The organism is Paracoccus onchidii, from assembly GCF_028294535.1.
GTDB classification, from domain to species: domain Bacteria; phylum Pseudomonadota; class Alphaproteobacteria; order Rhodobacterales; family Rhodobacteraceae; genus Paracoccus; species Paracoccus onchidii.
In genome coordinates, this window is sequence record NZ_JAQBIE010000013.1 from 45,752 (window position 1) to 71,263 (window position 25,512).

22 protein-coding genes are annotated in these 25,512 nt (G+C 60.6%); 11 read left to right on the forward strand and 11 right to left on the reverse strand.

The annotated features are described in order from the left end of the window. Positions 1–34: 34 nt before the first annotated feature. The 3 genes from PAF17_RS11520 to PAF17_RS11530 all read right to left on the reverse strand — a co-directional run bounded on the left by PAF17_RS11520 (position 35) and on the right by PAF17_RS11530 (position 1,677). The gene (locus PAF17_RS11520; RefSeq protein ID WP_271889245.1) at positions 35–346 is read right to left on the reverse strand and encodes an H-NS histone family protein; all 312 of its coding nucleotides are present in this window, start codon (positions 344–346) and stop codon (positions 35–37) included. Positions 347–420: 74 nt separating this feature from the next. Then, on the reverse strand, positions 421–975 hold the full coding sequence (locus PAF17_RS11525; protein WP_271889246.1) for an ActR/PrrA/RegA family redox response regulator transcription factor: 555 nt from the start codon (positions 973–975) through the stop codon (positions 421–423). A 72-nt stretch (positions 976–1,047) separates the two neighbouring features. Beyond that, complete coding sequence (locus PAF17_RS11530) at positions 1,048–1,677, reverse strand: SCO family protein (RefSeq protein ID WP_271889247.1); 630 nt, start codon at positions 1,675–1,677, stop codon at positions 1,048–1,050. A 70-nt stretch (positions 1,678–1,747) separates the two neighbouring features. On the opposite strand from PAF17_RS11530, the gene PAF17_RS11535 reads away from it, so the two are divergent. Beyond that, positions 1,748–3,064 carry an ActS/PrrB/RegB family redox-sensitive histidine kinase gene (locus PAF17_RS11535; protein WP_271889248.1) on the forward strand — a complete coding sequence of 439 codons (1,317 nt, stop codon included), beginning with the start codon at positions 1,748–1,750 and terminating at the stop codon, positions 3,062–3,064. Positions 3,065–3,131: 67 nt separating this feature from the next. Further along, entirely contained in the window at positions 3,132–4,733 is a 1,602-nt protein-coding gene (locus PAF17_RS11540) for a PAS-domain containing protein (RefSeq protein WP_271889249.1), read from the forward strand. A 16-nt stretch (positions 4,734–4,749) separates the two neighbouring features. On the opposite strand, the gene PAF17_RS11545 is transcribed toward PAF17_RS11540, so the two are convergent. The 3 genes from PAF17_RS11545 to PAF17_RS11555 all read right to left on the reverse strand — a co-directional run bounded on the left by PAF17_RS11545 (position 4,750) and on the right by PAF17_RS11555 (position 12,132). Beyond that, positions 4,750–9,228 (reverse strand): translocation/assembly module TamB domain-containing protein, encoded by a 4,479-nt coding sequence (locus PAF17_RS11545; protein ID WP_271889250.1) that lies wholly within the window; start codon positions 9,226–9,228, stop codon positions 4,750–4,752. After that, positions 9,228–11,093, reverse strand: a complete 1,866-nt coding sequence (locus tag PAF17_RS11550) for an autotransporter assembly complex protein TamA (RefSeq protein ID WP_271889251.1) — start codon at positions 11,091–11,093, stop codon at positions 9,228–9,230. The genes PAF17_RS11545 and PAF17_RS11550 overlap by 1 nt, the downstream gene beginning before the upstream one ends. A gap of 112 nt (positions 11,094–11,205) precedes the next feature. Then, the gene (locus PAF17_RS11555) at positions 11,206–12,132 is read right to left on the reverse strand and encodes a glucokinase (protein ID WP_271889252.1); all 927 of its coding nucleotides are present in this window, start codon (positions 12,130–12,132) and stop codon (positions 11,206–11,208) included. 232 nt (positions 12,133–12,364) lie between these two features. On the opposite strand from PAF17_RS11555, the gene PAF17_RS11560 reads away from it, so the two are divergent. Continuing rightward, complete coding sequence (locus PAF17_RS11560; protein WP_271889253.1) at positions 12,365–12,799, forward strand: hypothetical protein; 435 nt, start codon at positions 12,365–12,367, stop codon at positions 12,797–12,799. On the opposite strand, the gene PAF17_RS11565 is transcribed toward PAF17_RS11560, so the two are convergent. Genes PAF17_RS11565 through PAF17_RS11575 form a run of 3 tightly spaced genes read right to left on the reverse strand, consistent with a single transcriptional unit; the run spans position 12,796 to position 14,964 of the window. Beyond that, the gene (locus PAF17_RS11565; protein WP_271889254.1) at positions 12,796–13,536 is read right to left on the reverse strand and encodes an amino acid ABC transporter ATP-binding protein; all 741 of its coding nucleotides are present in this window, start codon (positions 13,534–13,536) and stop codon (positions 12,796–12,798) included. The two genes, PAF17_RS11560 and PAF17_RS11565, sit on opposite strands and share 4 nt — an antisense overlap. Then, positions 13,533–14,207, reverse strand: coding sequence for an amino acid ABC transporter permease (locus PAF17_RS11570; protein ID WP_271889255.1), 675 nt, complete (start codon positions 14,205–14,207; stop codon positions 13,533–13,535). Before PAF17_RS11570 ends, PAF17_RS11565 begins: the two co-directional genes overlap by 4 nt. A gap of 1 nt (position 14,208) precedes the next feature. Further along, the gene (locus PAF17_RS11575) at positions 14,209–14,964 is read right to left on the reverse strand and encodes an amino acid ABC transporter substrate-binding protein (protein WP_271889256.1); all 756 of its coding nucleotides are present in this window, start codon (positions 14,962–14,964) and stop codon (positions 14,209–14,211) included. Between the two features lie 325 nt (positions 14,965–15,289). Here PAF17_RS11575 and PAF17_RS11580 point away from each other — a divergent pair, with 325 nt between their 5' ends. Further along, on the forward strand, positions 15,290–15,631 hold the full coding sequence (locus PAF17_RS11580) for a DUF2853 family protein (protein ID WP_271889257.1): 342 nt from the start codon (positions 15,290–15,292) through the stop codon (positions 15,629–15,631). Here the strand turns inward: PAF17_RS11580 and PAF17_RS11585 are convergent. Further along, the gene (locus PAF17_RS11585) at positions 15,622–16,242 is read right to left on the reverse strand and encodes an enoyl-CoA hydratase/isomerase family protein (RefSeq protein ID WP_271889258.1); all 621 of its coding nucleotides are present in this window, start codon (positions 16,240–16,242) and stop codon (positions 15,622–15,624) included. The genes PAF17_RS11580 and PAF17_RS11585 overlap by 10 nt on opposite strands. Positions 16,243–16,316: 74 nt before the next feature. On the opposite strand from PAF17_RS11585, the gene PAF17_RS11590 reads away from it, so the two are divergent. The 3 genes from PAF17_RS11590 to PAF17_RS11600 all read left to right on the forward strand — a co-directional run bounded on the left by PAF17_RS11590 (position 16,317) and on the right by PAF17_RS11600 (position 20,127). Continuing rightward, entirely contained in the window at positions 16,317–17,879 is a 1,563-nt protein-coding gene (locus tag PAF17_RS11590) for a DUF2125 domain-containing protein (RefSeq protein ID WP_271889259.1), read from the forward strand. Positions 17,880–17,984: 105 nt separating this feature from the next. Beyond that, positions 17,985–19,358 carry a TldD/PmbA family protein gene (locus tag PAF17_RS11595; protein ID WP_271889260.1) on the forward strand — a complete coding sequence of 458 codons (1,374 nt, stop codon included), beginning with the start codon at positions 17,985–17,987 and terminating at the stop codon, positions 19,356–19,358. After that, on the forward strand, positions 19,345–20,127 hold the full coding sequence (locus PAF17_RS11600; protein WP_271889261.1) for an inositol monophosphatase family protein: 783 nt from the start codon (positions 19,345–19,347) through the stop codon (positions 20,125–20,127). The genes PAF17_RS11595 and PAF17_RS11600 overlap by 14 nt, the downstream gene beginning before the upstream one ends. Here PAF17_RS11600 and PAF17_RS11605 read toward each other — a convergent pair. Beyond that, on the reverse strand, positions 20,124–21,689 hold the full coding sequence (locus PAF17_RS11605; RefSeq protein ID WP_271889262.1) for a tetratricopeptide repeat protein: 1,566 nt from the start codon (positions 21,687–21,689) through the stop codon (positions 20,124–20,126). The genes PAF17_RS11600 and PAF17_RS11605 overlap by 4 nt on opposite strands. Before the next feature lie 218 nt (positions 21,690–21,907). Here PAF17_RS11605 and PAF17_RS11610 point away from each other — a divergent pair, with 218 nt between their 5' ends. The 4 genes from PAF17_RS11610 (at position 21,908) to PAF17_RS11625 (ending at position 25,507) form a co-directional block, all read left to right on the forward strand. Beyond that, complete coding sequence (locus tag PAF17_RS11610) at positions 21,908–22,930, forward strand: phosphatase PAP2 family protein (protein WP_271889263.1); 1,023 nt, start codon at positions 21,908–21,910, stop codon at positions 22,928–22,930. After that, complete coding sequence (locus tag PAF17_RS11615; protein ID WP_271889264.1) at positions 22,921–23,172, forward strand: hypothetical protein; 252 nt, start codon at positions 22,921–22,923, stop codon at positions 23,170–23,172. Before PAF17_RS11610 ends, PAF17_RS11615 begins: the two co-directional genes overlap by 10 nt. After that, positions 23,169–24,920, forward strand: coding sequence for a S8/S53 family peptidase (locus tag PAF17_RS11620; protein WP_271889265.1), 1,752 nt, complete (start codon positions 23,169–23,171; stop codon positions 24,918–24,920). The genes PAF17_RS11615 and PAF17_RS11620 overlap by 4 nt, the downstream gene beginning before the upstream one ends. 164 nt (positions 24,921–25,084) lie before the next feature. Then, positions 25,085–25,507 (forward strand): hypothetical protein, encoded by a 423-nt coding sequence (locus PAF17_RS11625; RefSeq protein WP_271889266.1) that lies wholly within the window; start codon positions 25,085–25,087, stop codon positions 25,505–25,507. The last annotated feature ends 5 nt before the right edge of the window (positions 25,508–25,512 follow it).

A 25,512-nucleotide genomic window follows, 5' to 3' on the forward strand; every position in this document is an offset into this window, starting at 1 on the left:
GCAGATCGGGTGTTTCCACCGTCTTCCGATCCGTTCAGATCAACAGATCTTCCAGCGTCTTGCCGTTTTCAAGGTTTTCCTGCACCCAGCGCGGCTTACGTCCACGCCCCGTCCAGGTCATGGTCGGATCATTCGGGTTCGCATATTTCGGCGCGACGGTTCCGGTACGAGGGGGCTTGGCGCCCGTCAGCTCCGACAGGTTAAAACCATGGGATCTTGCGGCCTCTTCAACGGCGGCCAGTGCTTCACGCCTTTTGCGATCCTCATAGGAATTGATCGCGCGGTCAATCTTTGCCCGCAATTCGCGCATTTCCTTAAGGTTAAGTTTGTCAAAATCTATGTTCATATCTTTGGCGTCCATTTCCTGATATTCAGGCAACCTATATCAACATAGTTTAGTTTCAATAGAATCAGAACTATTTATCTTGGGCCCCTTTTGGCAAGAATTCGCTGAAGCGTCCTGCGATGCATATGAAGACGGCGTGCAGTTTCGCTGACATTGCGGTCGCATTGTTCATAAACACGCTGAATATGTTCCCACCTTACCCTATCCGCCGACATGGGGTTTTCGGGTGGCGGCGGCAAAAGCTCTCCGTCTGCCAGCAACGCCGAGGTGATATCGTTGGCATCAGCCGGCTTGGAAAGATAATCGGTTGCGCCCATTTTCACGGCGGCCACCGCCGTTGCAATGGCGCCATATCCCGTCAGAACAATAATCTTGGCCTCTTCGCGCGCCTCGCGCAGCGCTTCGACGACATCCAGCCCATTGCCGTCTTCCAACCGCAAATCAATAACCGCATAGGCGGGGGCGGAATCTTCGATCATGACCATCGCATCTGCGACCGACAGCGCCGTGCGGGTCTGGAAGCCACGACGTTCCATTGCCCGTGCCAGACGGCTAACGAACATGTCATCGTCATCGACCAGCAGCAAGGAAGGATCCGGCCCCAGCGCCAGCCGTTTTTCATCGTTCATGGTCAGCCCTCGCGTTTGCCCGATCTAAACGTGAAAGGGCGGAAAATTCAATGTGGCGCGATCTGAATGGATTCAGGTCGCCTTATCAATGAAGCAACCGACCCTTTCGCTCATTTCGGTGGGGGAAACATTACGTGCAAAGAATTCGACGGTCTGGTTTCCCGGCATGACCAGATAAGTATTGGTCATGTGGTCCACCAGATAATATTCATCGTCTTCTTCGTCATTGGCCTTGTAATAGTTGCGCCAGCCCTTGTTCGCCGCGGCGACTTCCTCGTCCGTGCCCGTCAGGCCAATCATCTCGTCCGAAATCATATCTGTGTAATCGGCCAAAACTTCCGGCGTATCGCGACGTGGATCCACGGTGATGAAAACCATCTGCGCATCCTTGCCCTGCTCGGCCAGCAAGGCCTGCGCTTCTGCGTTTCGCGCATTATCCAGCGGGCAGACATCTGGACAGAAGGTATATCCAAAATACAAAAGGGTCGGCTTGGTAAATACCTGTGCGGCAGTTACCCGTTCGCCATCATCCCGCGTCAGGGTGAAATCGGCGCCGAAACTGTCCATACCACCGGAAACCGTACTGCTGCGACATTGTGCGTATTGATCGCCGCCACTTTTCTGCGAAAGATAGACACCGCCGCCAACCAGCAGTGCCAAGGCTGCGACAGATCCAAGGATCAGGCTAGTGCGATTGGGCATATGGCAGTCCTTTCGGGTTTGAATTCGGCCGCATTGATCGCGCATAGCCGGACAGGTATCAAGGCACGCGATGTCGCAGCAATCCGCACAGATTAGTGAACAGCTCGGTTCCGCCCGGCGGGCCGAACCGATCCGCATGCGCACATTGGTTCTGTTGCGCTGGGTCGCTATCGTCGGACAGCTTGCAGCGGTCATCGCGGCCTGGACCATTGGAATCGAATTTGCGCTGGGGTCGGTGCTGGCGCTGATCTGCGTCATGCTGGCGATGAACCTTTGGCAAATTCTCAATCCGCCCCGACGGACGTCACCTGGCCGCGCCGCGCGTCATCTGGCCTTCGACCTGATTCAGATTTCCGCGTTGATTGCCCTGACCGGCGGCCTGACCAATCCCTTCGCATTGCTGGTTCTTGCACCCGTCACCGTGTCTGCGACGACGCTGAACTCCCGTCAAACCCTTGCGCTGGGGCTGGCGACAGTCGTCATGATCACGCTGGCGTCCTGGCTGGCCCTGCCGTTGCATGACCGTCATGGAACGCCGCTGGAAATACAGCCTTTGCTGGCGCTTGGCCATTGGGTCGCGCTGGTAATCGGGGTTGGGTTCTTCGCGGTCTATACGCATCGGGTGACCGCAGAGCTGACGGCAACCGCGGATGCGTTATTTGCCACGCAAATGGCCCTGGCACGGGAACAGCGCCTGCAACATCTTGGCGGAGTTGTGGCGGCGGCAGCGCATGAAATGGGCACCCCCCTGGCGACGATCAAGTTGATTGCGGCCGAGCTGGCCGATGAACTGACGGATCGGCCGGATTTGCGCGATGACGCTGTTGCCCTGCGTCAATCGGCCGAGCGTTGCGGCGAAATCCTTCGCAGCATGGGTCGCGCGGGCAAGGATGACCTGTTGCTGCACGCAGCGCCTCTGCGCGCCATTCTCGAAGACGCTGCCGAGCCGCATCAGGGCCGTGGTCCCTTCGTGGAAATCCTTGCCGAAGGACCGGGCATCAGGCGCGACCCGGCCATTACGCACGCACTGCGCAACCTGATCCAGAACGCCGTCGATTTCGCCAGCACCCGCGTCGTCATAGAAGGGGTTGCAACCGCCTCGCATCTGACCGTGACCATTCGCGATGACGGACCGGGCTATCCTGCCGCCTTGCTGGCGCGGATCGGTGACCCCTTTCTGACCAGCCGCAAGACGGGCGCGCAACGCGATGGATATGACGGCATGGGGCTTGGACTGTTCATCGCCAAGACCCTGCTTGAACGATCGGGCGCGAAGCTGTCATTTGCCAATGGCGGGCCCGGGGCGCTGGTCACCGTGCGCTGGCCGTTGGAACGGATCGTCATGGATGAAAGGGCGCGTCTGGGCCACAACCCGCCCCTCGAATAGCTGCGCGTTAACCGATCATTAAGTCCGCCGACCCTATGGTCAGAAAAACGAATGGAGGCTGAGTCCCGTGTTTTCTGAAGGTATCGTCGTTGTTGCGACCGCGATTCTGGGCGGGACGGTTTCGGTTGTCCTTGCCATAGCCTGCATACGCTTGTGGGATCGCACACGAAACAGCTATTTTGCGACGAAACGTGCGGGCCGGCTCGAAGCGCGGCTTCAACCGATGGTGTTCCTGTTTCAGGAAGGCCGCCTGATCGATGCCACTGAACCGGCCCGCGATCTTCTGTCGCGCATCCCCGCACCTTCGGGGGAATGGCAGCGACTGATGCAATGGCTTGCGCCGCGCTTTGACAACGCACAGGAACGGCTGGCAGACATCCCCCCACATGGGCGGGATGAGCTTGTCGGAAACGATGGCAGCGGAACCGCCACCCTGCGTGTCGTGGCAGAACATATCGGCGGGGACACAATCCGAATAACCCTGACTGATCCGTCGGCGCAAGGTGCCGGTATCGTCGTCGATGCACTGTGTCAGCAAGCCATGGAAGAAGAGTTGGACCTGCTGCGTGGCGCGCTGGACCAGACCCCGACTCTGATCTGGCGCCAGGATGGCGAGGGTCGTGTCACCTGGGCCAACAGCACCTATCTGCGTCGTGTCGAGGAACGCGACGGCGCTATGATCGGTTGGCCGCTTCCCCGGCTGCTTGAGGCCTCAAGGCAGGCACCCGGGACGGACAATCAAACCCGTCGGGCGCAGCTGGATACCAATGGCGTCATTTCCTGGTTCGAATGCTACAGTCACAAAATCGGCGACGAAACGATGATGTTCGCCCTTCCCGCCGATGCCGCCGTCCGCGCCGAGCGCAGCCTGCGGGAATTCGTGCAGACCCTGACCAAGACATTTGCGGATCTGCCCACCGGGCTTGCGATCTTTGATCGGGAACGAAACCTGCAACTGTTCAACCCCGCCCTGCTGGATCTGACGGGGTTGCCGACCGGTTTCCTGACCGCCCGCCCGACCCTGTTCGACCTGCTGGACAAGTTGCGCGAACTGCGCATGGTTCCGGAACCAAAGGATTTCCGCAGTTGGCGCCAGCAGATGAATCAGTTGGAAAGCGCCGCAGCCACAGGACGGCATGTCGAAACCTGGTCCCTGCCCGGCGGGCAAACCTATCGCGTGACCGGCCGTCCTCACCCCGATGGTGCGGTTGCATTTCTGTTCGAGGACATCACCTCGGAAATGTCCAAGACCCGACAATTCCGAGCCGAGCTTTTGATGGCCGCACATGTTCTTGACGGAATAGAAGACGCCCTGATCGTCTTTGGTCCCGGCGGTGACATGCTGACGATGAACCAGTCCTATCGGGAATTGTGGCAGGACCAGCCCGAAGATCTGGCCGCGGCGCTGGCGCAATGGCAGCAGCGCATAGAAACGGGACCCGGCTTTGATGCCCTGGTCTCACGCCTGTCGGGCCAGGATGGTCAGAACCGCAGCAGTGGCGCCATCAGCGGGCCTGATGGCAAGCTGCTACGTTGGAGCGTATCCACCCTGGCCGGCGGTCGTCGAATGCTGCGATTCCGGTCGTCAGAAGCGTCATGGGATCAGATCACTGACCCCGCAGAATCCCAAATCGACGTGAAGACAGCGCGGGCGATCGGCGCGGATTGAGATCCGCGCCAACAGGTCAATAATCGCGCTCGAAAAAGACACCTATGGTGCTTTCACCATCGCTTGCAACAGATCCGCGTGCGCGCAGGCTTTTCGTGATGTCGAGGTTCAGATTTATGTTCGTCGTCCCATCATCGCCGATCGCGACGTCGGTATAGACATTCTCGCTCAGGTATTTTCCGGCGCGAACTTCGACATTTCCTTCATCATCGGTCTGCAGATCCAGATCGTCCAGCCCTGCGCCGGCACGCAGACGACTGACGATACCCTCGCCGCCCCGGCCGGCAAGAACCGCCAGCGCATTGGCCAGCTGCGCAGCCTGAAGGGGGCTGATATTGTCCAGCCCCTGCCCGAACAACAGCTGCGAAAGCACTTCTTCCTCGGGCAATTCGGGCGAGGATTCGAACTTGATATCCGGGTCGCGCGCCTCTCCGTCGATAATGATGCGGGTGGTGATGTCATCCTGGGTTGTCTCGGCGACAAGCGTAATCACCGGGATCAATGACCCCTGCAGCTCGACCAGCCCCTCGGTCAGCACGAAACGCTTGCCCAACAGATCCACACGCCCGCGGATCAGTTCCAGATGCCCGATGGGAATCGCATTCCGGGTCGTTCCCTGAACGGTCAAATCTCCGCCCATCTCGGCATCGACCCCACGACCGCGAATGAAGATCCTTTGGGGGGCATTGATCTGAAGGTCCAGACGCGGAGGGTTCGCCGGCGGCGTCGATGGCGGTGCCGCCATTCCGGCATCGCGCGATGCTGCGCTGGGGTATTCCTCGATCCCCGCCTTGGCACGCGTCGCGCGCATCGGCCTTGTATCTCCGACATGTTCGATATCGGGAATGGATTTTGCGCCGCCCAGACCCGTGGAAGGAATGCGAAGCTCGGTCTCGCCCAGATCGACACGGCCAGAAATCAGTGGCCCGTCGGCGAAACTGCCGGTGAAGCGCACATCCCCATTGATGCGCGTCTCGTAAAGATTTGGATCCCGCACGACAACATTGTCCAGCACCACATCCAGATCAGCGCTGCCGGCAGTCAGATTCACCGGACCATCAACCGTCAGCCGTCCGCCCGCTCCGACACCTGCTTCTGCATCGACATTGATGTTTCCGTTCTGGAAACCAGCCGTCACATTCATCCGTTCCAGCCGCAAGCCAAGACCGGGCTCGGCAAGCTCGCCGTTGCGCAACTGCACTTGCCCGGACAGGGCCTGCAATGACGGCGCGCCCGCCAAACGCAAATCGACCCCAAGCGGCCCTTCGATGCTGCGCGTGCGCAGAAAACCATTGGCAAGCGATGCATTGGTGTTGCCTGTAATGCTCAGGTCGGTTGTCGCAAAGTTCCGCGCAGCCGATCCGGAAATCTGCAGATTGGTCGCGCCGGGGGCTGTCGCATTCAGATCGAGAATGAAATTCTCACCCTGCTCGCGAACCGTCCCTGACGCCGTGACGGCCCCAGGCAATTGCCGGACCACCAATCCCAGATCGTTCAGCCGCGCATCAACGGTCAAACCGGTCGAGGTGTCACCACTGGCGTCCACCCGCAATTGCGGGTTGGCAATATCGATGCGCTGAACTGAAAGCCCGGCATCCGATTGCGATGCGGCAAGTTCGAAATTCGTCTGTCCCCGCAACAGCGGATCGACCGATGCCTGACCGACGGACAGGGCATTTGCCTGCCCGGTGGCTTCGATCCGGCGAACCCCGTTGCTTTCACTGACGCGCCCTTCAAGCGCAACGGCGCCACTTACGCCATTGCCGACAAAACGCAGATCCTGGGCGTTGACGGTGGCATTCAGATCCGTCTCGCCCGCGCCGACCTTACCGCTGGCCGAGGCATTCAATCGCGGATTTTCGAACTGGGCCTGTTCGATACTGAAAACGCCGTTCTGTTCTGTCCCGGTGACCTTCAGGCGCGTTTCGCCAGCCAACGCGCCATCGACCTGCGCCTGACCAATCGCCAGATCCTGGGCAGTCCCGGTCAATTCCAGACGCCGCACATCTTCGTTTGCCTGCTTGAATTCACCGTCGAGCGAGACCGAGCCACGCCATCCTTCACCCAGAAACGCCAGCGAACGCGCCTCGATCTGTGCCGTGATGTCGGTGACACCCGTGCCATAGACACCGTCGGCATGGGCGGTAACCTGTTCGTTGTTCAGACGCACATCCCGCAGGGTGATCACGCCTGAATTTTCTTCGGCCTCGACCTTCAGCAAGGTGGTTCCGGTCAGCGCGCCATCGACATTCTGCTGCCCGAGGCTCAAGTTCTGGCCCGTTCCGGTCAGGTCCAGAAATCGCACCCCATCCGTTTCGGTCACCTTGGCATCGGCCTGCAGGTCGCCCGACCATCCAGCCTTGAAGGCAGCCATGTCGGGAATGTCGAAACTGGCCGTGGCGTCCAGTGCCCCCGCGACGAAACTTCCTTCCGCTTCGGCGCTCAGCTGCGGATTGGACAGTTGAAAATTCTCAAGCCCGAAACCGTCATCCTGCTGCTGTGCGATGACCGTCAGATTCGTGCGCCCCTGCAAGGCATTGTCCAACGCCTCGATGCCGATCTGCAAATCGTCGGCTTCGCCGGTCACGGTCAGCCGTCTTTGTCCATCCGCCCCCGAAATCTTGGCCTGTGCGTCAAGACCGCCAGCATAGTCAGGATCCGCCGCAGACAGCGACGGCATCGAGATCTGCGCCGTCACATCGCTGGACAAACTGTTCAGATAGCCTTGCGCCTCTGCGGTCAAACCCTGCGCATTGATCCCGAAATGCTGCAGTTCGATACCCGTGTCGTCACGTCTTGCGCTCAGGTCGATGACGGATTCGCCCGCCAGCAGGCGATCAGCCTGTTCCTGGTCGATCTGGATGTCCAAGCCGGAAATCTTTGCATCAATGTCGAAGCTGTTGTTGAACAACCGATAATATCCGGTCAGCGCCGCATCCGCGCGCCCCGAAACCTGCCTGCCCGCCAGACCGGAAAGGCGTCCGAGATCCGCATATTCCGCATCAATATCCGCCGAAACAAGAAACCCGGCGGAAAGACCCGACAACATCAAATAGCCCGTCAGGCCATATTGATCCCCGGCGACCTTCAGTTCGGGCACCACAAAGGACTGCCCCGGTGTGAAGTCAAAGCTTGCATCGCCCGTCACCGACGCACCCACAGCATCCGCCAATCCCTGATCCGCGAATTCCATTCCGGCGGTGCCGAACTCGATTTTCCCCGTGACCTCTTGCAGGGCGCTGCCGTCCAGCAACACCTCGCCCGCGCCATTCAGCGTCAGATCCTGAATCCTGATGTCACCCTGATCAAGTTCATCGACTTGTCCGGTCAGGCTCCAGCCCTGCCCTTGCGCGGCATCATAGGTCAGCTGCAACTGACCGCCCTCGACACTCATGCCGCCATCACCGAATGGCAGGGCGACGGGTACGGTGGCGGCATTGGCATCGCGCCCCAGAAGAATCTGCAGATCGGCCTTTTTCGGCGCGGATTGCGCGTTCATGGCCAGCGATCCCGAGATACCCAGCGCCTCGGTATCAACCGCCAGTTCGGGGATCTGCAATTGTCCATCAGCGCCGCGCCAGCCCTTTACCGACATCTGCGTTTGCGCACCAAAGAACGCCCGGTCCGCCGGGGGAACAAGTGCGGCAATATCGCCACCAAGGTCAAAGCTGAATCCGGTGCCGTCGCTGCCATCCGGTCCGGATTGGCCGACAATGCCAACCATGCCTTCGACGCGTGGCTGGCCGTCGGTTTCCAGACTGATATCGGCACTGAAATCCGATAGCGGCCCTTCGCCGGAAATCTGCGCCTTGACCGAAGGTTTATCATATAGGTTGACCAAATTGACCAACAGCCCGTCAGCCGCTTCATCCAGGCCTAGATTGACGCGTATTTCCTTGGTTTCATTCGAATATCCTGCATCCAGAACAAATTCCCCGCGCGCAGCGTCCAACCGGTCGACGGTCAGCTGCGCCTCGCCTTCGCCATCGGCAAGGCTCATGCTGCCATTCACGCTGATGGCTGCGGCAACGCCAATCACCGGTTCGCCCAGTTCGACGCGCTCGGCCTCGATCTTGTCGATGGCAATTGAAACCGGCAGCTCTGGCAGCGCAAATTCCCTGGCCTCGGCAGAGGGCGCGGATTCGCCTGCGGCAGGCAGCCGGGGCAGATCGATTTGTGTCGCATGCAGTTCAGCGATGCTGACCCTGCCCCGCAGCAGCGCCGCGCGATTCCACTGAATCGCACCATCTTCCAGTGTCAGCCATGCCCCGTCAGGGTCGCTGATGGTAATCTTGCGGAAGGTTGCCCGCGACGAAAGCGCGCCTTCGAAACCGTCGATCGTGACCTGTCGGCCATCCCCCGACAGGTTCTTTTCCAGCAGCCGGGTCAGAAACCCCCGATCGTCATCCACCTCTTCGGACAGGTCGGCGACATCCTGTCCCAGAACCGTCAGCGGAAACAGGATAGCGAACAGCAATATACAAGTCTTGCGCATCAGAATGCCTGCCCCAATCCGAGATAAACCTGAACTCCGTCATCGGTATCACCATTGCCCAGAGGCGCCGCGATATCAAAACGCAAAGGTCCGACAGGCGTGTTGTAGCGCACACCCGCGCCAGCCCCCGCATGCCAATAGCTTTCGCCCGACCAGCTTCCTTCGGTCCAGACCTCGCCTGCATCGACAAAGGCGGCCAATCCGATATTGTTGCGCACACGAAACCGGACTTCGGCGCTGGCATTCGCCAGGCTCATGCCGCCCGTTTCGATCGGGCCATCCCTGCCGACGATTTCCTCGACCCCAAGGGATTCATAGGCCTGACCACGCACGCTTCCGCCACCACCCGAATAGAACAGATATTCACGTGGTGTATTCTGGATTTCGCTGCCAAGGATCGTGCCCAGAACGGCCCGTCCGGCCAGGGTGAAACGATCATCTTCTCCGAATGAATAGTAACCGCGCCCCTCGCCGGTCAGCCGTGCCCCTGAATCGGTGCCGTCAAAGCCCTTGAAGGGCGTCGCCTCGCCGTCAAGATAAAAGCCGCGCTTCGCATCGGTCGGGTCATCGCGCTTGTCCCATGTCGCGGAAATCGGAAAGGCCAGAACGCGAAACTTGCGGATTTCATCGGCGTCGTTCACACGCGAATACTGATATTGGATCGCGACATCCACGGTCAGTTCATCGCTGGGAAGATACTGGAAACCCAAGGCAATGCTGGCGCTGTCGGAATCGTAATCCTCTTCGCGCATGCGCGCCAGTTTGGTTTCGACATAGGCCGATGTGTCGGGTGTCAGGGTCGCGGGGCGGTCGATACGAATAGTGAATTCCTCGTCGCGGCCACTGACATCGGATCCGATATCCGAAATCTCGGCATCAATGCTCAGGCTTTCGCCGCCGCCGAACAGATTGCGATGCAACCAATAGGCCGACACCCGCGCCCCATCCGTGCTGGAAATCTCGAAGCCCGCGCCGATCCGGCGGGTTTTCTGTTCGACCACGGCCAAGTTCACGTCCAGCGTATTTCCCGGCCCCAGATCGTCGGCTTCTTCCAGGGTGATCGCGGAAAACACGCCGCTGCGGCGCAAGCGTTTGCGAACGTTCTCGATTTCTTCGGGGTCGAATTGCTCACCCTCGGGAAAGCCGGCGATCTTTCGCAGACGGCGCGGATCCATCCGCTTGTAACCCGATATGTTCAGCTTACCAAAGGTGACGGCCGGGCCGGGTTCCAGTTGGATCTGACTGTCCACGGCGTTCTGGTTGTGGTCCGCGACAATCTGTTGGCCGGAAACATCCGCCTTGGCATGACCCCGGTTCCGCCACCCCTGCACCCCATCGACGGCTGCGTTCTTGATGGTGCCGGTTCCTGCCGGCTCGCCCCTGGCGTAATCCTTGGAAATGTCGTCCGCCCTGGCAATCGGAGCAATGGCCGCACGAGAGAATTTGAACTCCGCCCCCGGATCCACGGTGACCACGATCTTCCGGACATTGGCGGGCGCATCCAGTGGCGCGATCTCGGCGGCTTCGACCCCATCCAGGGTAATATAGATCAGCGCTGAATAATGCCCCTGATCATAAAGCGCGCCCAGAATACGGGCGTAATCGCCACGTGCGGCGGCTAGAATATCCTGACCGGTAACGCGCCCCTCGGACAGCGCCGAAGATATCAGCGAAGTGTTGCGGATGGATTTTTCCAGCCCGTCTTCATCGCCCCCCGTGATGCGCACCGTGAAATCGACAGGGCTTTCAGATTCGCTGCCGCCCCCGAACCAGCCCGAAAACGGCGATGAGGATTGCCCCAGCGCCATTCCGGCAAATCCCAGCGCGGTCGTCAGCACCAAGCCTGCCCGCAGATATGCCCGCATCATTCCTGCCCCGTCCCTTTGGCTTTTCGTCATTATGAACAGAAATGCGGCGAAATTTCCAGAAATTCACTGGAAACCCCGAGTAACCGGACGAACCGTCGCGAATAGGCAACTATGTCAGCGCGGCAAGGCATCCATGCAGGGCGGCCATGTCGTCGCGGATCAGCAGGACCGGCGTGTTGCCGGGAATGTGACGCATGAACGGGTCGTTAAGAAACCCGGCCTCGAAACACTCGATCCGGTCTGCAATGCTGCGCCCGACGCTGCCGGCCAGGAACAAACCTTCCAGCGGCATGAAGCGCAGCGTAAGTTCACGGCACAACAGGCCGACCAGCTCGGCAAACAGGTCATAGGTCGCGTTGGCCTGCGGATCCCCGGCTTCCGCCGCCCGGGCAATCTCTTCGCCACGAACCGAGGCCTGACCCGTGCGCAGCCCGTGAAGGCGCGCCAAACCACGCCCGGCAAAGGTTTCCTCGGTCGAATCAAATGCCGCCGCATCTGTCGCGCCGATCTCGTCGACCAGCCTGCGATAGATATTCGCCGGCAGGTTGGTGTGGCCCTCTTCGGCCTCCATCGCGGTGATCGTATCGCCGGGTAACGCCCGGACAGCGCAGACATTGAACCCCGTGCCCAATCCGACAACAAGGCTTTGGCCATTGCGCGACCGATCGCCGGGGGCAGAGCGCAAGGGCATCACGCCGCCATCTTTCAGGGCCGGGGTCGCATATCCCAGCGCAGTCAGATCGTTGATCAGGCGAACATGGTCGGCATCGGTCAGCCGCGCCAGCCGGTTTTCCTCGAAATCCCAATCGCGATTGGTCAGGCGTGCCGACCCGCCACTGACAGGCCCCGCCACCGCAACGCAGACCTTGCTGATATGGGGATGCTGCTGTTCGCGCAGGAACCGCCGCACCACATCATCGAAACTGTCGAAATCGTCGCCTCGAAACCGGGTCACGGTCGCCGCATCGATCACCCCGTTCCGCGCGATGGCCAGCCGGGCATTCGTGCCGCCCACATCCGCCAATAGCATCGCCATCAATCTACCTCGTCCAATGTTCGGCTTTTCGGCTGACACGCTAAGACAGTTTCGCGGGATCGGAAACCGGGCGATCGCTTTTGGGTGCGATCTGGTGCCGGGTATTCGACACCTGGGTGTTGTGGCGGCGCCCATGCACCATACCGTGCCCAACTGACATGCATGTGAGGGAACCAGTCCCGCGACGCTTTTGTTTTTCTGACATAAACCGCAATTCAAGAGGCTATGTCACATGACCCGCAATGCCCATCGCACCGCCCGCCTGATATCGGCCGGCAGCGTCGCTCTGTTGGTCGCGATGCCCGTTCTTGCCAGCCGCGCAGATGACCAGCAAGTTCAAGGATGGTCCGCGCATCACGGCATCGACAGCGCCGACCTGCTGCGCCACGCCGAAACACTGCCACAAGGGGGCATGACCACCAGCGATCAACCTTATTGTGCACCAAATGATGAGATCGACCGGACATTGCGTCACGATTTCAACGAATCTCCCGTCGAAAACGCAGGGCACGACATCGCGCGCCTTTGGGGATCAGACCAAATGGGCACGTGGACTCTGGTCGCAGAACGCCAGGACCAGACAAGCTGCATCATCGCCTCGGGGATCGGGTATGATGCCGACCGCAAGGCCGAAATCTACTTCGAGACAGCCGGATTGACCGATTAACCAACCCTGCGCAGGAAGGCGCGGGTCCGTTCATCGCGGGCATTGCCGAAAATCTGGTCCGGGGGCCCTTGCTCGACGATCCGGCCACCCTCCATGAAAACGACGCGATCCGCGATTTCGCGCGCGAACTGCATTTCATGTGTCACGATCAGCATGGTCTGGCGACCATCGGCAATCGCGCGGATCAGGTCCAGCACCTCACCAACCCATTCGGGGTCCAGCGCGCTGGTCGGTTCGTCAAACAACATCAGATCCGCATCCAGCGCCATGGCCCGACCGATACCGACACGTTGCTGTTGCCCGCCCGACAAGGCGGAAGGAAAGCTGTCACCGCGATCCGCGAGACCAATCCTCGTCAGGATCTGGTTCGCGCGATCGGTGGCCTTGGCAGCCGGCCAGCCCCGAACGGTGGTCAGCCCTTCCATGATATTCTGGCGTGCGGATTTATTGGCGAACAACGCATAATTCTGGAACACAAAGCCCGTGCGGCGGCGCAGTGCAAGAATATCGGCCTTGCTGGCGCGCGCGGCATCCACCTTCAGATCACCCAGAGTGATACGACCCTCATCCGGTGCATCCAGAAAATTCAGGCAACGGAGCAGGGTGGATTTACCAGTGCCCGACGGCCCGATGATGGCCACGCGTTCGCCGGGCTTCAGGCACAGGTCGATATTGTTCAGAACCGTATTCTGCCCGAAACGCTTGGTCAGGCCGGAAATCTCGATGTTGCAGCTCATCTTGCCACCGCCTTGCCCAGATATTGCTCCATTCGGCGCTGTCCAACTGACAGGATCTCGACGATGCCCCAATAAAACAGTGCGACCACCAGAAACGCCTCAAGATACAGAAAGCTGCCGGCGGCTTCCTTCTGTGCAGCACCCATCATTTCCGTGACGCCCAGGGTGAAAGCCAGGGACGTGCCTTTGATCATATCGATGAAGTAATTCATCAATGTCGGCGCGGCCGTGCGCGCGGCCTGGGGCAGAATGATCCGGCGCAACAACTGCCCCTGCGTCATCCCGATCGAGGCCGCCGCCTCCCATTGACTGCGATCGACGCCCAGAATGGCACCCCTGATGCTTTCGGCCATATAGGCCGAAAAATGCAGGGTCAGCCCGATGATTGCCGCCGTCACGCCATTGATATTGGTCATGAAGCTGAACAGTTGGGGCAGGCCGTAGTAGAACAGGAACAACTGAACCAGCAACGGCGTACCCCGAAAGAAACTGATGAATATCGCCACGCCCCTGTCGATGACCGGCAGCTTCAGCACCCGCACGATCGCCAGCATCGCCGACAGAATCAGCGCCAGAACCATCGACACCAGGGCCATGAACAGGGTCAGCGGGATATAGCCGGCGATCACCGGAACCAGATCCCACATATAGGCGATATCCAAAGCGTTCATCTTAGTCAGCCAGCGGCTTGGTCACGTCGATATCAAGCCACTTTTCCGAAATCTCGGTCAGTTTGCCGTTTTCCTTCAGGGTCGAGATCGCCTCGTTCACGCGATCACGCATCGCCTTGCCTTCTTCATCATTACGGAACGGCAGTGCATTTTCGATACCGTCGAAAGGCGCGCCCGCCAGCGCCAGCGGCAGCGGGCTTTCCTTGATCACCTGCGCCGAAGACACGCGATCCATCACAAAGGCGTCGACCCGCCCCAGCGCCGTATCCTGGGCGATATTGCTTTCATAGGTGCGGATGTCGATTTCATCCGCATATGGCAGATGGCGCAGAACCTCTTCGAAATTCGACCCCAGATTCACCGCGACCGAGCGTCCCTTCAGGCTTTCAGGCCCGGTAATCTCGGTTTCGTTGCCCGCTTTCACAACCACCTGCACACCGTCATAGACATAGGGCTGGGAAAAGGCGAACTTGGCTTCACGTTCGGGGGTGATGGTAATCTGGTTTGCAACCGTATCGATACGCCCGGATTCCAGGGCACCGATCAGCCCCGAGAACGACATCGTCACGAATTCGATGTCATCGCCGGTTTCCTCGCCGATAGCGTTCAGAAAATCGACCTCGAAGCCCTGAAGCTCGTCGGCCTTGGTGAAGGTGAACGGAAAATACCCGCCCGACATGCCCACACGGATCGTTTCGGCAGCCGCCGGAACTGCGGTGGACAGGGCAAGGATTGCGGTCAGGATCGTCTTGCGCATGGAAAACTCCTAGAATTCGTTGCCCCCTAGATGCGGGCTTGACCCCGCGCCGACAACCGACATGAACCAAACAGGGCGAAAAAAGAACGCCTTGGCAAGCGTTTCGAACCGTGCAGGGAAATATATCCAAAACACAACTCAACCGCAGAACAAGGTTCGCGAAAGCCCCGAGATCACTGTTACATCTGGGACACGGTTCTGCACTTCCGGCGATTACATCGCGCATTTCCGACCTGACCCTATATGTCTGATGCCGGCTGACTTGCCAAAACGGGGCAGGGACCGCATTCTTTTCCAAAGTCTCAACAACAGGGAGAAGAGGGACATGGGAAAGCGCGACGATCTGATCGAAAAATATGCTGCGGACATCAAGGAAAAGCTGGGTCAAACGCCCGATATGGACCTGTTGACCAAGGTGACCATCGGCTGCGGCCCTTCAATCTATAACGACGATGCCTCGACCGTCGCTTCCAGCGATCAGGAAGAACTGGACCGTATTCGTCAAAGCTATCTGATGAAGAAGCTCGGCTTGCCCGATGGCCCCGCGCTGATGGACGGGATCAACGCTGTCATCGACGCCTATGGTCGTTCCAACCGAACCAAGTATCGCGCGGTCGTCTATTACCTGCTGTGCCGCCATTTCAACAAGGAAGCGGTTTACAGCTGACCGACCATCGCCTTGATGGCCGACACGTGACCGGGATCAGCGGCCAGACAATCGCCCGCCAGCGTCTCGGCGCCGGCCATCAGCTCTGCGGCCGGCAGGACCCGGTCGATCAACCCCCAATTCAATGCCTCGTGGGCGTCGATTTTCTGTCCGCCCATCAGGATCATCTTGGCGCGGGCCGGTCCGATCAGACCGGCAAGACGGCGCGGATCGCTTGGTTGGGGCAGAAAGCCCAGCTTCATCACCGGATAGAAAAATCTGGCCTCCGGCACGGCGATGCGCAGATCGCAGGCAAGAGCCATGCCGAACGCGCCCCCCGCAAGCGTGCCGTTCAGTGCCGCGATGGTCAGACAGGGCATAGAGGCCAGCCGGGTCGAAAGCCGCTCCCATTCAGGCGAGGTCGCAAGCCCGGCCCGCGCCTCATCAAGATCGGCACCGGCGGAAAACACCCGTCCTTCTCCCGTCAGGATCAACGCTGCGCAATTTTGTGCAGCCATGTCTTCAAGCGCGCGCGTCAGCTGCCGCAACATATCCGCCGTCAGGGAATTGGCCTTGTCTGGTCGCGAGATGATCAATTTGCCCAAAGAGCCGTGGCGTTCTGTCCTGATCACGGATTGTTCCCTTTCCCTGATCCCGGTGCTGTGTCAGACATCGGGCAAATTGCAGCTTTTGAAAGGTATCCGGCATGTTCCGATCGCTTGCAACCTCGTCTCTTGCCCTGATTGCGGGCGCATCGCCCCTGCTGGCCGAGGTTTCGCCCGCCGAGGTCTGGGAAAATCTGGACCGTTATTATTCGGATATGGGATATCAGGTCACCACCGGCAGCCGCGATGAGGCCGGCAGCACGCTGACCCTGACCGATGTCGAGGTCGCCTCCAAGGGCGAGGCGGAAGAAGTCACCATCGCAATTCCCAAGATGACCTTGCAGGAAACGGGCGATGCGAAGGTCAGAACCGTCATCGAAGGCGAGGTGACCGCCAATATGACGACGCATATCGAAGGTCAGGATGATGTCAGCGCGCAGGCGGTCATCGCGATGCCCTCGAACGAGATGCTGTCCTCTGGTGACGCCGATGACATGCTGCATGAACTGACCTATCCGTCGGTCACGATCACCGCCCGGTTTGACGAGGTGGATGATCCCGACGCCGCGGAAATGCCCGTCACCGTCACCTTGAACGACATGACCGGCGAATACCGCAGCCGCGCGGGTGACGGCGCCGAATCCACCTATGACATGGCCGTTGCCGGCCTCGACCTTGTTCTCAGCCTTGCCGATAACGGAACCGAGGAAACCGGCGCCGGTTCGGTCAATGCCAAGGCGCATATTGACGGCCTGGAAATGGCCGGTCTGATGATCGCGCCGACAGGACAGTTCAACATGGCCGATCAGGCGCATGAGGCGCTGAAATCGGGCATGAGCGTCGAAGGCAAGGTGACCATGGGCGCCATAACCGGTGACATGCAGTTCGCGGGAACCGATGCCGATGGCAATCCTCAATCCGGTGCCGCCGCAATCCAGACCGAGAAAAGCGAAATCGCCCTGCGCATGTCGCAGGAAGGCATCAGTTATGGCGGCAGCGCCCAGGGATCGACCGCCGAGCTGACCTCGGACGATCTGCCGTTCCCGATCAGCTATGCCATTGAAAACGCATCCGCGAATGTGGTGTTCCCGGTCAGTAAATCCGATGAACCGCAGCCCTATCACCTGACCTATGAACTGTCCGGCCTGACCCTGGCAGAGGGCATCTGGAACCTGTTCGATCCGGAAGGCCAGCTGTCACGCGAACCGGCCAGCCTGATGATCGACCTGGAGGGCCTGGCACAGATGCGCGAGGACCTGCTGGACCCGGAATTCGGTCAGCGCATGTCCGAGGAAATGGCCGCCATCGAGGAAGGCGCCGCGCCGCCCGCGCAAATGCCTGTTCCGTTCCAACCCCAAACCGTCAAGATCAACAAGCTGGCCCTGGACGCTGTCGGCGCCCAGGCCAACGTGTCCGGCGACCTGACCATCCCCGAAGGTGCCGCGCAGCCGGTGGGCGAGGTGACCGGCACCTTTACCGGCCTGAACGGGCTGCTTGAGGTTCTGGCCAATATGGGCGTGATGCCTCAGGAACAGCTGATGGGTGCGCGCATGATGATCGCCATGTTTGCCCGCCCCGCAGAAGGCAATCCCGACCAGCTGCAAACCGCGATCGAGTTCCGCGAGGACGGCTCGATCTTTGCAAATGGCCAACAGGTCAAGTGATCTGAACATGCGATATTGATACGGGGCCGGGCATCTGTCCGGCCCTTTTCATTTGCGCCCGTCACTCTGTCGCGGGAAAAGGGGGCAAATCCAAGCGAGGGTATGATGGCCAGCAACACAACCGCGAAGAACGACACCGCCGATCTCGGCAATCTGGCCGAGACCCTGATCGCGGCCGCCAGAAAGGCAGGCGCCGACGAGGCCGACGCAATGGCCGTGGCCGGTCAGTCGACCAGCATAGACGTAAGAGCCGGCGCTCTGGAACATGCCGATCGCGCCGAAGCGATCGAAATCGGGCTGCGCGTCCTGATCGGTGGCCGGCAGGCATGTGTTTCGGCTTCGGATCACAGCGCCGCCAGCATCGACGAAATGGCGGCCCGTGCCGTTGCAATGGCGCGCGAGGCCCCGGTGGATGACGCGCTTGGACTGGCCGAACCCGGCCAATTGGCGGCCCGGCGTGACGCGCAGGATCTGGAAATATGCGACAACCTTCCCGATCCTTCTCCGGCGCATTTGCAGGATCTGGCGCTGCGCGCCGAGGCGGCGGCATTGCAAAGCCGGGGCATTTCGCAGGTCGAAAGCGCGAATGCCAGCTTCAGCCGCCGTCAGATCTGGATGGCGGCAAGCAACGGGTTCTCGGGGGGCTATGGACGCACGACCCATGTCATCTCGGCGGTCGCGATCACCGGCGAAGGCCTGTCGATGGAACGTGATTATGCCGCCGAAGCGCGTGTCTGGGCGGCGGATCTGCCCGCTCCCGAAGATATCGGCCGGCTGGCCGCCGAACGCACGCTGGCACGGACCGGATCTCGCAAACCGCCAACCGGGGCATTTCCGATCCTGTATGATCAGCGGGTCTCATCTTCGCTGATCGGTCATCTGTTGTCGGCGGTGAATGGCTCTGCCGTTGCACGCGGGGCCAGCTGGCTGCGCAAGTCGCTGGACGAACAGGTGCTGCCGGCGGGAATGACCTTGCACGAAGACCCGCTGCGGACTCGCTTTCCGTCTTCGCGCCCTTTTGACGCCGAAGGTCTGGCAACGAGCCCCCGCGACATAATCGCAGACGGCATCTTGCGGGGCTGGACACTGGATCTGGCCAATGCACGAAAACTGGGCATGGACAGCACCGCATCCGCGGCGCGCGGCCTGGCCTCGGCACCGTCACCGACGAACAGCAACGTGATTCTGACGCCCGGCACGCGCAGTCGCGACGATCTGATCGCAGAGATGGGGACCGGCCTTGTCGTCACCTCGATGCTGGGGGCGTCGATCAATGGCACCACGGGGGATTATTCGCGTGGCGCGGCAGGATTCTGGGTTGAAAACGGCCAGATCGCCTATGCTGTCAATGAATGCACGATTGCGGGCAACCTGAAGGATATGCTGTTGTCGCTGACTGCGGCCAATGATGCCCCGCCATGGCGCGGCGCCGAGGTTCCAAGCCTGCTTGTCAGGGGGATGACCGTTGCCGGAGCATGAACAGGATCTGGCCTTGCTGGAACAGGCGGCGCGCGCGGCGGGCCGTGTGGCCTTGCAATATTGGCAGAAACAACCGCGCAGTTGGGAAAAACCCGACGGGGCCGGCCCCGTGACCGAGGCCGATCTGGCCGTCAACGAAGAAGTGCAGGGTATTCTGGCATCGACCCGTCCCGATTATGGCTGGCTGTCCGAGGAAAGCGAGGCGGATCCGTCGCGGCTGGACGCGCGCAAATGCTTTATCATCGACCCGATTGACGGCACCCGCGCCTTTATCGCCGGACAAGAAGGGTTTTCCCATTCTCTGGCGGTGGCAGATGGCGACAGGATCGTGGCCGCGGTGGTCTATCTGCCGGTCAGCGATTGTTGCTATGTGGCCCATGCTGATGGGCCAGCCCTGAAGAACGGGCAGCCCATCGGCCCCAGCGACCAGAATCTGGACGAAGCGCACATTCTGACCTATCGTGCGGTATCCGAACCGCATTGGTGGCGCGACGACCAGCCCCCGGCCTTCCAACGGGAATTTCGCCCCTCGTTGGCATGGCGTCTGTGCCTTGCCGGGGAAGGGCGCTTTGACGCGGCATTGTCGCTGCGCATGGCCTGGGAATGGGATATCGCCGCGGGCAGCCTGATTGCCGAACGGGCAGGGGCGCTGGCCACCGACCGGCGCGGCAAGCCGATGCGCTTCAACAGCCCCCGCGCAATGGTTGACGGCCTTGTCGTTGCCGGGCCCCGCCTGCATGGCCAGATCATCGCCCGGTTGCGCCCCTAGATCAGCCCCGATTTCGTTACGCGCAGCAACCCGGCACGACGCAGGGATTCCACCGGATACTGATCGCTGGCCATCAGCTCCAAGGTAAAATCCGGCTCCAGCTTCTTCAGTTTCCGAAGCGCGTCTATCGCGCCGGTTTCATCGCCCAACTGATACCTGATTGCGCTTAGAAACCGCAAAGCCGGCCGATTCTGCGGTGCATATCCATGCGTTGTCGCGAAATAACGTTCCGCGGATTTCAGGTCACCGACCCGCGTCGCGGCAATCGCCCGGCGCAGAACCCACGCCGCCGGACCCAACTCGGACAACGCACTGAGATGTGCGGCGCTGGCCTCGGCTTCGGCTTCGCGGTGGTACCCCATGCTGGTCAGGGCGCTGGAATAGGCAAGACGCGCAATCGGGTTTTCATCATCGATCGCGATCGCATGCCTTGCCATGTCGAACGAGGTTTCAAACTGCCCCTTCCAGGCGGCCACCATGGCGTTGACCCCAAGGGCGGTCGGGTTGCCCGGCGACAATTCGCGGGCCCGTCCGGCCATTTCAGCGGCCAGTTCGGAATCGGCATCAGGGTCGCGCGACAGCCGTTCCAGCAGCATGGTGTGGCGGATATAGGATCGTAGCGCCAGGATAACGGCCCGATCGCCATTGGGATCGATCTGCGAAAGCTGTTCGTCAGCGCGGCTCAGGCGCGATGCGGAATAGCTGAAGACATCCTGCAAAGGCATGCGTCGGACCGACGCATCGGGCACCACGTCACGCAGATGTTCCAGCCCGTGCATGATGGCGACGGCAACACCTCCGGCAATCCGGCGCAACGCAGCGTTCATGTCGTCCGATGGCAGGGCAAAGCGCCGTGTCCACAACATCCGGCCATCGCTTCGAAGCCTGGCAGTAAACAGCAGGACAATATCATTGCCCATGCGGCTCGCCATCGCGCCAAGCTCGATTCCCACGGCGATACGGCCAATTCCGGGATCACCATTCAAGACCTGAATCGGCAGCATGTCCGCAACACGCGAAGCAGCCTCTTGCAAGACCATTGCCGATGCGACCGCAGATTGCGCATCCGAGGTCACCGGAACCTGCACGATCAGGGTGGGAACGGCATCATCGGTGACGGTTTCCGCCAGAACCTGATCGGCCTGATCCTCGTAATGGATCCGGGCATCGCGTAGCCAATCCTCGAACTCGGGATCCGCGATATCAAGATCAGCCGCAAATTCCGCCCTGCGCCCATCCACCCCGACGTGACCTGCCATGTCCAGCCGCACAAGCGCATTGTCAAACCCGACCCATCCGGGTCCGGTGATCATCGCGGCCCGATGCGGCCCGAGAGCGATCCGGATTTCACGCAGCAACTGCCGCAGACTTGCTGATCCGTGTTCGGCATCGCGTTCGCTGAACAGCAGATCCTGAAGCTTGGGCCGGGCGATGCGCATACCGGTCGATGACCCGATAACGGCCAAGGCCCCGCGCGCCTTCATCCCGCGCGGGGTCAGGTTCTCGTTCTCGGGTCCTGTCAACGAAACAGGCCCGGCAAGGCGCAGTACCAATTGGCTCACGGAACTTATCCGTCGCTGTGTTCAAGACATTGTGTTAATCTTCAATCAGCCAGAATGACACAGAAAAACAACCCGGATCAAAATTCCGCAGGTTGGCAGGAGGGTAGGCCGCTATGTCGTTGTTGAATGCGCAAAATGCACAAAATGCTCAGAACGCACAGAATGCGCAAAACGCACAAAATGCCCAGGGTGTAGGGGGCGGCGAAGGGTCTTCCCTGATGACAATGGCACTGATGCGCGCCCGAGATGCCATCGCGGGTGCAGAGCTGATTTCGCCCGATGCCGGCACGGCGTCGTCACTGGATATGGCCGCGCGCCTGGAACGGCTGGACGGGGACCATCGCGCCGCCGTCATGGCAGGCGAGTTGCTGGAGGATATTTCCTTTTCCTTCACCGATTACGCCCCTGCTGAAAACACCAGCCAAACGGTCACGGTGTTGCGCCGGACGACGGATGGCGATGCCCTGAACGCCAGCTATGTATCGCTGGCCCAGATCACCCGCCCCGGTCTGGCCGAGTTCAGCGAGGCCACGCAGATGGTCGCCAATTATGCCGAGCTTCGCGCCGACCGTTCGGCCGAAATTCAGGTTCAAACCCAGCATCTTGTGCCCTTCTTCGCCAGTATCATGCCGATCGAGGCCAGCCGTTCGCCGGCCATCCGCGAGGCGCTGTTCACCGCCCTGGACGTGGCCACTTTCGTGGTCATGCGGGTCAAGCTGGCGCTTGGTTGCCCGCGTCCGACACAGTTCAGCAACCGCATCCAGCCGATGATCACCTGCCCAAGCCACGCCACCCTGCCAAGCGGGCACGCGACACAGGCCTTTACACTGGCGACGGTTCTCAGCCTGCTTGAAAACCCCGCCGCGACGGTCGCACCAGACAGCCAGCTTTATCGCCTGGCCTGTCGTATCGCGATAAACCGCACCGTCGCCGGCGTCCATTTCCCCGCCGACAGCGCCGCGGGGGCCGTGCTTGGGATCCAGTTGGGCCGGTATCTGGCTGCCCGCGCCGGCGCACAGATCAACGGCTCTGGCAAGGTCGGCAATGCCAGCTTTGACGGCACCCAGTTCACCAATGGCGGTCAGGCCCGCGATTTCCACTATGCCATCCTGAATGAAATGACGAACGGCACCGATCCTTCGGCGGATTTCACCGGCGCGGCCACAGCGGTTCGCCCTGCGCCGATGTGGGGGTCGCTGGTCATGCGTGCAATGAATGAATGGGGGCAACGGTGGAGCTGAAATGCAAGGGAAAGGACGAAGAACACCCATCCCGCCCATCGGCGACCTGGGATTCACCGCAAGCCGCCTATGGCAGCTATCGCCCGGGCCTTTCTCCCTATCTGCATTACTGGCACGGGCTGCGCGCCAGCCGCAAGGAAACCGAACCGCTGCCGGATTACGACCCGGATGCCGGCAGCGAACTGCCCGGCCAGATGCAAGAGACGCTGGAGGATCTGATCCGCAGGAGCTTTGGGTCATGATAGCGCAGGCGATGATTTCCGCTTTCGAGCAATTCCTGGATGATCCGGCAGGAATCCTGCCCGCTGATGCGATCAATCCCGCCCCCCAGGAATTCGACGACTCTGACCTGACCGACCCCGCGCTCGGCTATCTGTCCGACGATGCGCTGCCCGACCCGGAAAGCGGTTGCATCATCGCCATTATCGACGATGCGATCCCCTTTGCCCATGAAACGCTGCGGCTGAAAAACGGCCACAGCCGCGTCGCGTCGATCTGGGTTCAGGATGCGCGCCACCAGCCCGGCGGAACCGGCGCCGACCTGCCCTCGGGCATTGAATTGCGTGGCACGGCAATTGATGAATGGCTGACATCCGCCGCAAGCGGCCACATCCCGGGAGAAGACTCGATCTATCGTCAAAGCGGCACGGTCGACATGGGCCGCCCAACCACGCCATCCGCGGCATATGCATATGGCCATGGGGCCGCCGTCGCCGCGCTGGCGGCAGGGTTTTCACCTGAAGATCCGTCGGCGCGCAATCATCCGGTAATTGCCGTGAACCTGCCCGCAAAGATCACCGAGGATTCCATGGGGACACTGGCCCCGGTGTCGATCCTGGCCTCGATGCTGTTCATTATCACCCGTGCGCGCCGGTTGTGCAGGTTCATCGAAAAGCGCCGCGGCCTGATGGCCGGCTCGGTCAGGTTGCCGGTGGTGGTCAATCTCAGCTTCGGGCTGACCGCTGGCGCACGTGACGGGTCGAGCCTGCTGGAACAGTTCATGGATGCGGTTTCGGTGTCCGGATCCGATGATCTGGGGCCAATTCATTTCGTGTTGCCCACCGGCAATCACCGGCTGTCGCGTCTGCATGGGCATCTGAACCCCGGTCAGGATCTTGGCTGGCGCTTGCCGCCCGATGACCGGACCATCACCGGGCTTGAGGTCTGGGGACCGGTGCGCGAGGGTCTGCCCGATAACAAGCTGCAGATCACCTTGACGCCTCCGGGGATGGCGGGGGCCACGACCGCTTTTTCCGCGCCCTGGCAGTTCACCGTCATGCATGATGCAACGGGTCAGGAAATCGCGCGCGCCTATTACACGCCCCGCTATCTTGGGAACGATCAATGGCGCGAGGGGGTGACGGTTATCGTGATGCCCACCTGCCCCGAGAGATTGCACGAGCCATATGCGCCGGCCGGTGAATGGCGGATCGGCATATCCGAAAGCTCGGTCGATGCAGAATACCAGATCGGCGTCCAGCGCGATGAGGTGATCCGGGGTTTTCACCGTGAAGCGCGGCAAAGCTGGCTGCACGATCCGGAATATCGCATTCATGACGAGGCCGGACGCTTGATCGAAACTGATGCGCAGAATGGCGGTGCGCCCCGGGTTCTGCGCCGCGGCACCATGAATGCCTATGCCGGCGGGAAACACAGCCTGCGTGCCGGGGCGGTCGATGGGCAACGCATGCACCCGTCACCCTATTGTTCGCTGCTGCATGACGACGCGGGCGGAGATTGCCTTGCCGTCGTCGACCGCGCCCTGACCCAAGCCGGAATGCTGGTCCGTGGCCGCAACAGCGGCAGCTTTGGCGTGATGTCGGGGACATCCATGGCGGCCCCGCAATTGACCAAATGGCTTGCCCGCCAGTTGGCGCAGGGTCAGCCGGTGAATGACCGTGCCGCGATTCGCGCATTGGCGGTCACGCAATCGGCGACGCCTTTTCCGACGCCGGTGTTGCCACATTCGGATAAATTCCCGCCATTTTAAGAAAAAATTTGCCGGAATCGCGTTTTTCGGCCAATTTTACGCTTTTTCCCGCCCCGGATTCACGCCGCTTTCACGCCGGTTGCGCCAATCTGCCCTTACACAAGCATCGGGCCTTGCGGATCACCCCTGATCCCGAATCCGATCAACAGAAAGGGTGTTTCGCCATGTGTGCGCAAAAAATATCCCATCTGGACAACGTTGTCGCCGCCCTGCAGCAATGGGGTGCCCAGACGGGGGGTGCAAAGAATGAACCGTTCTGCAGTGCCCTCAGGATCATGCAGGAGGCGGACGAGGGGCGGTCGGGTCAGGGATTTCCTCTGCCCGGACCTGACCGCCCCACCTGGGCCGCATATCGATTGCTGGAACGGGAAAACCGTTTGCTGATCGACCATGCCGAAATGATGGCCTGCGCGCTGGGGGCGTGCCCGAATTGTTGGGGCACCATCCCCGATTGCGAAGATTGCGGCGGCATCGGAAAACCCGGCACCTTTGCGCCGGACAAGAAATGTTTCGATCAGTTCGTTCTGCCTGTGATTGCCCGCGTCATGGGACATCGGGTCAGCGACGGAATCCTTCCCATGCAGTAATGCAT

What these genes read in the sequence shown, in the direction of transcription:
- PAF17_RS11520 (WP_271889245.1), bottom strand. Translation starts at nt 346, where the DNA reads ATGAACATAGATTTTGACAAACTTAACCTTAAGGAAATGCGCGAATTG.
- PAF17_RS11525 (WP_271889246.1), bottom strand. Translation starts at nt 975, where the DNA reads ATGAACGATGAAAAACGGCTGGCGCTGGGGCCGGATCCTTCCTTGCTG.
- PAF17_RS11530 (WP_271889247.1), bottom strand. Translation starts at nt 1,677, where the DNA reads ATGCCCAATCGCACTAGCCTGATCCTTGGATCTGTCGCAGCCTTGGCA.
- PAF17_RS11535 (WP_271889248.1), top strand. Translation starts at nt 1,748, where the DNA reads ATGTCGCAGCAATCCGCACAGATTAGTGAACAGCTCGGTTCCGCCCGG.
- PAF17_RS11545 (WP_271889250.1), bottom strand. Translation starts at nt 9,228, where the DNA reads ATGCGCAAGACTTGTATATTGCTGTTCGCTATCCTGTTTCCGCTGACG.
- PAF17_RS11550 (WP_271889251.1), bottom strand. Translation starts at nt 11,093, where the DNA reads ATGCGGGCATATCTGCGGGCAGGCTTGGTGCTGACGACCGCGCTGGGA.
- PAF17_RS11555 (WP_271889252.1), bottom strand. Translation starts at nt 12,132, where the DNA reads ATGGCGATGCTATTGGCGGATGTGGGCGGCACGAATGCCCGGCTGGCC.
- PAF17_RS11560 (WP_271889253.1), top strand. Translation starts at nt 12,365, where the DNA reads ATGACCCGCAATGCCCATCGCACCGCCCGCCTGATATCGGCCGGCAGC.
- PAF17_RS11565 (WP_271889254.1), bottom strand. Translation starts at nt 13,536, where the DNA reads ATGAGCTGCAACATCGAGATTTCCGGCCTGACCAAGCGTTTCGGGCAG.
- PAF17_RS11570 (WP_271889255.1), bottom strand. Translation starts at nt 14,207, where the DNA reads ATGAACGCTTTGGATATCGCCTATATGTGGGATCTGGTTCCGGTGATC.
- PAF17_RS11575 (WP_271889256.1), bottom strand. Translation starts at nt 14,964, where the DNA reads ATGCGCAAGACGATCCTGACCGCAATCCTTGCCCTGTCCACCGCAGTT.
- PAF17_RS11580 (WP_271889257.1), top strand. Translation starts at nt 15,290, where the DNA reads ATGGGAAAGCGCGACGATCTGATCGAAAAATATGCTGCGGACATCAAG.
- PAF17_RS11590 (WP_271889259.1), top strand. Translation starts at nt 16,317, where the DNA reads ATGTTCCGATCGCTTGCAACCTCGTCTCTTGCCCTGATTGCGGGCGCA.
- PAF17_RS11595 (WP_271889260.1), top strand. Translation starts at nt 17,985, where the DNA reads ATGGCCAGCAACACAACCGCGAAGAACGACACCGCCGATCTCGGCAAT.
- PAF17_RS11610 (WP_271889263.1), top strand. Translation starts at nt 21,908, where the DNA reads ATGACAATGGCACTGATGCGCGCCCGAGATGCCATCGCGGGTGCAGAG.
- PAF17_RS11620 (WP_271889265.1), top strand. Translation starts at nt 23,169, where the DNA reads ATGATAGCGCAGGCGATGATTTCCGCTTTCGAGCAATTCCTGGATGAT.
- PAF17_RS11625 (WP_271889266.1), top strand. Translation starts at nt 25,085, where the DNA reads ATGTGTGCGCAAAAAATATCCCATCTGGACAACGTTGTCGCCGCCCTG.